This window comes from Microbacterium sp. (assembly GCF_031988965.1).
GTDB lineage: Bacteria > Actinomycetota > Actinomycetes > Actinomycetales > Microbacteriaceae > Microbacterium.
The window spans coordinates 1-3,234 of sequence record NZ_DALZXX010000219.1; the positions used below are offsets into that span (position 1 = coordinate 1).

Here is a 3,234-nt window from a genome sequence, read left to right on the forward strand (position 1 = left end):
GAGGTGCGCCGCGGGCTCTCGGGATTCTGCACGGCGGTGTACCGGAGCAGCAGGAGCACCAGCAGTCCGAGCGCCACGAACCAGACGACGTTCGCGTCGCCGAGCGTGGCGATCATCGGCGTCGCGCCGACGGCGGCGGTGAGCAACGACGCGACGACCGCGCCGCGCTGCGTGACCAGGGCGTCGAGCACGATCGCGACGAACGCGAAACCCAGGCCCATCACGGCGGCGAGGCCCGGTGAGGGCTCGAGCGGGGCGACCCCATGCTCGACCTCATCCCAGGCGGAGACGGCGAGCCCCTGGAAGGCGACGAGGGTCCTCTCGGTCGGGATCACACCGAACAGCGCGGTGCCACCCGCGACGAGCAGGGTCAGGGCTCCACAGGCCACGACGATCTGCACGCCCATGGTCGCGAGGTCTCGCTGCCACGCCCGACGGCGACGCAGGACGGTGCGCATGATCATGCCCGTCAGCGCCGTGACGACGATCATCAGCAGCACGGTGGCCGACCACGTGCCCGGTGCGATCACCGAGGTGTACGGCCACATCGCGACGAGCGCGGCAGCCGCGGCGAGCACCGAGGGCACGATGACGCTCGGGGGCAGATCGTGCTCGCGATGCCAGGCGGGTGGTGTCGGGCGCGGGGCGGTGGCCTCAGCCTTGAACATCGGCGTCCCCCCGACGATCGGCCGTCGACATCGTCTGCCGCTCGGGGAGAACGTCCTCCCACGCCTCGGCGATGTCGTCTCCCAGCGCGGCGAAGCGCCACCCCCGCTGTGTGGCGGCGGTCTCCGCGCCGTCCTTCGGCGCGGTCGCGAAGAGCATCGGCGCCGCCGCCCCGAACGGTCGGAGCAGCGCGGCATCCTCCTCGTCGATCTCGCCCGTGATGTACACGAGAGGTCCGGGAGGTGTGCCGCCGACCAGAGAGGCGAGATCGCGGGAGTCGCCTCTCGGCGACACCAGGGCGAGCGCGACGAGCAGTGCGTCCCGATCGTCCTCATGTCCGCGGAGTGTGCCCAGCAGCACCCCGGCGCTGTCGATCACGTCGACCCCGTAGCCCTCCTGCATGAGGTGCACGGCGGCCGAGGCGCACAGCGACACGGCGGTCTCGAAAGCGGGGTCGACCTCGGTGCCGCTCGCCGTCCATCGCGCGGCGCTGCGATCGAGCACGACGAGAGCGTCGGGGCTCGACTCCTCCTCTTCCTGTCGCACCATGAGCTGCCCGCGATGCGCGGTCGCTCGCCAGTGGATGCGTCGCATCGAGTCGCCCGAGATGTATCGCCGCGGCGACAGATTGTCGCTGCCCTGACCGAGCCGGCTCGACGACGTTTGCGCGGTGCCGCCGGCGGCACCGACCCGCACCGTCAGCGGCGCGAGCGTGAACACCTCGGGCACCACGGTCACGGTTCGCGTCTCGCCGAACTCCTGTTCGCGCTGCGCCAGCCCGAACGGATCCACGGTGCGCAGCACGAGGGGGCCGACCGGCCAGACGCCTCGTCTCACGCCGGTGATGAGATAGCTCAGCCGTCCGGTCTCGGAGGGGTACTCGCCGGCGGCGTCGCCGGTGACGGCGTCGGGGAGCACATCGCGCCACAGTCCGCGCGGCATCCGCAGAGCGCGCAGCGAGAACCGCAGCGTGACCCGAGAGGTCTCGGACACGGTGATCAGATCGGTCGAGACCTGGCGAGTCACGGTGCCCGACCGGCGAGGCAGCACCACGACGAGGATCGACAGGGCGGTGACCGCGAGCAGCAGGACGCCGACGTACAGCAGGATGGCCGCACCGAGCAGGTTCGCCGCGATCACGCAGCCGAGTCCGGCGAGAAGCGCACCCGTGCCCCGGAGGGTGAGAGTCCGACGGCGACGCATGGGGGACGGAGGCGTCAGGACCGCACGGCCACCGGCACGCGCACGCGCTCGGCGATCTGATGCAGCGCCGACTCGACGGGCTGCGCGCCGGCGCGGTGGGCGCCTCGAGCGGGCAGCAGACGGTGCGCGAGCACGGGTATCAGCAGGGCGGTTACGTCGTCGGGGATCACGAAGTCGCGGCCGTCGAGCGCCGCCCACACCTTCGCCGCGCGGATGAGCTGCAGCGTCGCCCGCGGGCTGGCGCCGAGGTGCAGGTTCGGATCGGTGCGGGTCGCCTGTGCGAGTGCCACCGTGTACTCCTCGATCGCGGGTGCGACGTGCACCGAGCGCGCCCAGGCGATCAGGCCCGAGACGGATGCCGCATCGGCGACGGCACGCACCGCCGCCAACGGGTTGACGGTGTCGCGCTGGCGCAGCATCTCGGCTTCGGCCGCGGCATCCGGATACCCCATCGAGATGCGCATCATGAAGCGGTCGCGCTGTGCCTCGGGCAGGGCGTAGGTGCCCTCCATCTCGAGCGGGTTCTGGGTGGCGACGACGAGGAACGGGTCGGGCAGCATGTGCGTCGAGCCGTCGACCGTCACCTGTCCCTCCTCCATCGCCTCGAGCAGGGCCGACTGGGTCTTGGGAGACGAGCGGTTGATCTCGTCGGCGATCACGATGTGCGCGAACACCGCGCCGCGCTTGAACTCGAACTCGCGGTCGACCGGGTTGTAGACGCTCACACCGGTGACGTCACCCGGCAGCAGGTCGGGGGTGAACTGGATGCGTCGCACGGTCGCGTCGATGCTCGCGGCCAGCGCTCGAGCGAGCATGGTCTTGCCCACACCGGGAACGTCTTCGATGAGCAGGTGCCCCTCGGCGAGCAGGCACACGATCGCGCTCCGCACGGCATCCGGCTTTCCGTCGATCACCCGTCCGATCGAGTCGATGATGGCCGACGTCTGCGCGGCGAACTGCTCGGCGCCGACGACGGTCGGGATCAGGGGCGGATTCTCTGGCATGCGTTCCCTCTCACGTGGGCGCTGCGGTGCGCGTGAACCGATCGTATCGCCGCTGCCTGCGGATGGGGTGACAACGGAATGAACGCACGGCGGTCTCAGCCCCAGACCCGCGCTCGAGGCTCGGCGCCGTCGAGACGACCGTCGGCGCTGCGGGCCACACGCAGCAGTGCCAGCCCCCGCATCCCCGTGAGCTCATGCAGCGAGCAGCTGCCGATGAGCTCCTGCCAGTGCTCGCGGAATCGTTCGGCGTCGCCCCGACGGCGGGCGATCAGTCGCGGGACGGCGAGCAGCGTGCGCCCGGGGGAGAGCCGATCGGCCAGCCGCTCGATCGCGCCCCACCGCGGCAGCCCGGCGGCATCGA

At 71.3% G+C, this 3,234-nt stretch carries 4 protein-coding genes; all 4 read right to left on the reverse strand.

Annotation, left to right across the window (positions count from 1 at the left end; translation table 11 throughout):
- Positions 1 to 668, reverse strand: a 668-nt coding sequence (locus RTM68_RS17825; RefSeq protein WP_312173546.1) for a transglutaminaseTgpA domain-containing protein, incomplete at its 3' end; no start/stop codon positions are given.
- Positions 655 to 1,869 carry a DUF58 domain-containing protein gene (locus tag RTM68_RS17830; protein WP_312173549.1) on the reverse strand — a complete coding sequence of 405 codons (1,215 nt, stop codon included), beginning with the start codon at positions 1,867 to 1,869 and terminating at the stop codon, positions 655 to 657. The genes RTM68_RS17830 and RTM68_RS17825, both read right to left, overlap by 14 nt.
- Before the next feature lie 14 nt (positions 1,870 to 1,883).
- Positions 1,884 to 2,873 (reverse strand): MoxR family ATPase, encoded by a 990-nt coding sequence (locus RTM68_RS17835; RefSeq protein WP_194765265.1) that lies wholly within the window; start codon positions 2,871 to 2,873, stop codon positions 1,884 to 1,886.
- 95 nt (positions 2,874 to 2,968) lie between these two features.
- Positions 2,969 to 3,234, reverse strand: a 266-nt coding sequence (locus RTM68_RS17840; RefSeq protein ID WP_312173554.1) for a hypothetical protein, incomplete at its 5' end; no start/stop codon positions are given.